Source organism: Amniculibacterium aquaticum (assembly GCF_003852705.1).
GTDB lineage: Bacteria > Bacteroidota > Bacteroidia > Flavobacteriales > Weeksellaceae > Amniculibacterium > Amniculibacterium aquaticum.
The window spans coordinates 1-3,920 of record NZ_REFA01000049.1 but is presented as its reverse complement, the minus strand read 5'-3'; the positions used below and the strand labels follow the sequence as shown (position 1 = coordinate 3,920).

3 protein-coding genes are annotated in these 3,920 nt (G+C 31.9%); all 3 read left to right on the top strand.

The window, feature by feature from the left end; all coding sequences use genetic code 11:
* Positions 1-153: 153 nt before the first annotated feature.
* The 3 genes from EIY84_RS11520 to EIY84_RS11510 all read left to right on the top strand — a co-directional run bounded on the left by EIY84_RS11520 (position 154) and on the right by EIY84_RS11510 (position 3,659).
* The gene (locus EIY84_RS11520; protein WP_124643316.1) at positions 154-1,062 is read left to right on the top strand and encodes a hypothetical protein; all 909 of its coding nucleotides are present in this window, start codon (positions 154-156) and stop codon (positions 1,060-1,062) included.
* Between the two features lie 234 nt (positions 1,063-1,296).
* Positions 1,297-2,523 (top strand): DNA cytosine methyltransferase, encoded by a 1,227-nt coding sequence (gene dcm / locus EIY84_RS11515; protein ID WP_206428208.1) that lies wholly within the window; start codon positions 1,297-1,299, stop codon positions 2,521-2,523.
* Positions 2,520-3,659 (top strand): phospholipase D-like domain-containing protein, encoded by a 1,140-nt coding sequence (locus tag EIY84_RS11510; RefSeq protein ID WP_124643314.1) that lies wholly within the window; start codon positions 2,520-2,522, stop codon positions 3,657-3,659. The genes dcm and EIY84_RS11510 overlap by 4 nt, the downstream gene beginning before the upstream one ends.
* The last annotated feature ends 261 nt before the right edge of the window (positions 3,660-3,920 follow it).

Below are 3,920 nucleotides of genomic sequence, written 5' to 3'. Positions count from 1 at the left end.
TCCGCTCATGCTTTTCAATTCTGCAATTTTTTGTAAGTTAGCAGTATTGAAAAAGCATTCGCTACGTTTGGTCTTCCTTGAACTAAAGTTCTTCGAAATCCCGCACTTCGCCAATACTTTTTCCGTTATGGGCAAGGCTAAAAACTGACACGAATGAAATTACAAATAGATAAAGACAGAGCAATTAAAATTCTTGAAGACAGACTTCGAGACTTAAATTCGTTTGACTTTGACCCAAAAGTTTGGAAAGACAGAACAATTCTTGACGTTAAACAAATCTTTGGGCAATTAAGCGACCAATGGCTACAAGTAAAAAGCATTCACTTTGACACTTTTGTTGTTTCAGACAAACAGAAAAAACTGCAAGAAGGTAAATCGACAGCCCGTAAATTGCTAAATTCATATATTGACTTTATAAAAGAACATTCAAGTATCCAGCAGGAGAAAGCCCAAATTGAAGAAGAAACTTTCAGACAGAAATACAGAGAGTTACTAAATGACTGGAATGAATTTGTTCCTCAATATAACAGCCTTTTAGAAGAGCATAAAAATGTTCAAGAAGAGACTGCAAGTCTTTATGACAAAGTAGCGGAATTAGAATTACAACTTTCAAAAGACAAACTTGGTGAAGACCTTTTCCCAATAGAAATATTAGCAAATACAAGAGGTTATTTGGAGAATGTGGCTAAACAGGCAATTCTATGTTATCAAAACGGACTCTTTGATGCTTGCTTGGTTATGTTAAGAAAATTAATTGAAGCATTAGTTATCGAATGCTTTGAAGCACATAAAGTTGAAGCGAAAATAAAAGGAGCAGACGGCTTCTATTATTACTTAAACGACCTAATTGGGCTTCTACTTTCTGAGACAACTTGGACTATAACTCGCAATTCACAACAAGCATTTCCAAGGATTAAGAAATTTGCCGACCTAAGTGCTCATAATAGAAGGTTCAATGCGAAAAAACCAGACATTGACCAGATAAAAGACGATGTTAGAATTGTAATAGAAGAACTTGTTCATATTGCAGGTTTTGACAAAAATAAAACGACTGAACAATGAGAAGCCCAGCCCATAACATCGGTTTGGCAATATGGCGGCTGAAGTGCTTCTATGAAACATTAGTGCAAGGTTCAACAGCAGTAATTCTAATGAACTTTCGTGCTAAAATTCCGCCACATCGCCAAGCCGAAAAACGTTGTAGGCAATGCGACCAAAATTGCTTATAAACTCGACCGCATAAAATTTAACCATTTTTTTTTGTAAATTGCACTCAAATTTTAACAGACAAAATAAATGAGTTTAAAACAGACAATAAGTATTAATGAATTTGACGGCAAAAGCTATCAAATTAGACTTGTTGAAGGCATTGAAGACAAAGCCGTTTTGACACATTATCTGCATAATTATAGAAATGGCGTAAAAAAACATTACGAAAAAGATGCAATTTCAACTTTAAAAAATTTCGTAGAATATAAACAAGAGGAAACTGAATTACCGATTGTTGCAGAAGATGCTTTGCAACAACTTTTATTTGAAGTTGAAAACGTTCCGTTTCCAACTCCAGAAAATTATAGTTTTAAATTCATTGACTTATTTGCTGGAATTGGAGGATTTAGATTAGCGTTACAAAATGTTGGCGGAAAGTGTGTTTTTACAAGCGAATGGAATAATGAAGCACAAAAAACGTATAGAGAAAATTTTGGAGAAGTTCCGTTTGGCGACATAACAAAAGAGCGAAACAAAAACTATATTCCTGAAAAATTTGACATTTTATGTGCTGGTTTTCCATGTCAAGCATTTTCAATTGCAGGCTATCAAAAAGGTTTTGCTGACACAAGAGGAACTTTGTTTTTTGACATTGAGCAAATAGTTGAAAAACACAGACCAAAGGTTGTATTTTTAGAAAATGTGAAAAACCTTGTTTCTCACGACAATGGAAATACATTTAAAACAATTATTGAAACACTTGAACTAAAATTGGGATACAAAACATTTGCAAAAGTTTTAAATTCAGCAACTCACGCAAATGTTCCGCAAAATCGTGAGCGAATTTTTATAGTTGCTTTTGACCCAAAACAAGTAAAAAATTATTCAAAATTTGAGTTTCCTAAACCAATCAAATTAACAAAAACAATTCACGACTTTTTGGATAAGGAAAAGCAGGATGATATTTTTTATTACAAAGAAGACCATCAATATTATCCTGAATTAGTAAAAACAATGATTTCAAAAGATACAGTTTATCAATGGAGAAGAGTTTATGCAAGGGAAAATAAAAGTAATCTTTGTCCAACATTAACAGCAAATATGGGTTCTGGTGGACATAATGTTCCATTAATTAAAGATAATTTTGGAATTAGAAAACTCACTCCTAAAGAATGTTTTGCTTTCCAAGGTTATCCAATCGAAAAATATATTATTCCAAAACTTGCAAATAGTAAACTTTATATGCAAGCAGGAAATTCTGTAACGACAACTTTAATTGAAAGAATTGCAAATCAAATAATTGAAGTTTTATGAAATCGTTTGCAGAAATTGACATAGAAAAAAACGGAAATTATTTAAAACTGCTTTCAGCAGTTTCAAAACTTTCGGGTTTGTTCAGTGAAAGTGCTATTCCTTTCATAAATTACCGTGTTGCGGAAAATATTTTTTGCAGAAGTTTTGATGCAGGAAATTTATCACGCTCTGATACAGCTTTTGACGCAAACTATAATTCTATTGGTGTTGGTTTGAAAACTTTTACTTGCAATACAAATAACAGTACAGAAAAAGTTGCAGAATTTAATTCACTTTCAAGAGTTTTAGCCGAGTTTAAAGGTAAAGAACTTGCAATAAAATTAGGCGAATTCAGAAATGATAGAATAAATTTAGCCAATAGACTTTACAATATTGAAAGTTCACTTTATCATATCGTTGCGAGAAAAGAAAAAGAACTTTTGCTTTATGAAACAGATTACAATACAATTGACATCGCAAATATTCATTCAGTAAAAGATAATAAAGCTAGTTTACAATTTGAAGATGGAAACAATTTTTATTCTTTCAATTACTCAAAAAGTACACTTTTTAGAAAGTTTATTATTCCAGAAAATGCGTTTCGCTTACCTATTGATATAATTGAAGACCCATATTCATTGCTTCTTGAATTATTTGAGGAAAACAAAAATTTAAAACCAGCAACAGACAAACTTGTAAAAGGAGAAAATTATGTGATTTTACCACTTTATGGTATTCAGAAAAAAGAGAAATTTATTTTTCAACGAAGCGGTTTAAATCAATGGAATGCAAACGGAAGAAAAAGAGATTTTGGCGAAATTTACATTCCAATTCCTGCGGAATTGCACAGAAAATATCCAAATTTCTTTCCGCCAAGAGATGAAATTTTTAATTTACAAATTCCAACAGGAGATATTTTTTCTGCAAAAGTTTGTCAAGAAAATTCAAAAGCATTGATGACAAATCCAAACAAAGCATTGTCAGATTGGCTTTTGCGTAAAGTTCTACAACTGAAAGAAGGAGAATTGGCGACAATGGAAAAATTAGACAAATTAGGTTTTGACAGCGTAATAATTATGAAAGACAAAAATGGAGATTTTAAAATTGACATTATGAAAACTAATACTTACGACGAATTTAACAACGAAACTGAATAAAAAGCACTGCCTACAACAGCAGTTTGGCAAAATGGCGGTTTCGGTGCTAAATTGAACATTTGGTTTTCAAATAAACATTGGTACTAAAATGAAAGTAAGTGCTTTAAAATCCGCCACTTCGCCAAGCTGCAAAACGTTGTCCGTAATATTTGAGGAGCGTTATCAAATTGAAGATTTTGCAAATTTGAAAATTTATTGACCTCTACCCTTCTGATTTCTAAATTTTATGTCGAATAATTTCTGCGTGAAAATTTTAAAAAT

Excerpts from the sequence above, each read along its gene's own strand:
- EIY84_RS11520 (WP_124643316.1), top strand. The coding sequence starts at position 154 with ATGAAATTACAAATAGATAAAGACAGAGCAATTAAAATTCTTGAAGAC.
- dcm (WP_206428208.1), top strand. The coding sequence starts at position 1,297 with ATGAGTTTAAAACAGACAATAAGTATTAATGAATTTGACGGCAAAAGC.
- EIY84_RS11510 (WP_124643314.1), top strand. The coding sequence starts at position 2,520 with ATGAAATCGTTTGCAGAAATTGACATAGAAAAAAACGGAAATTATTTA.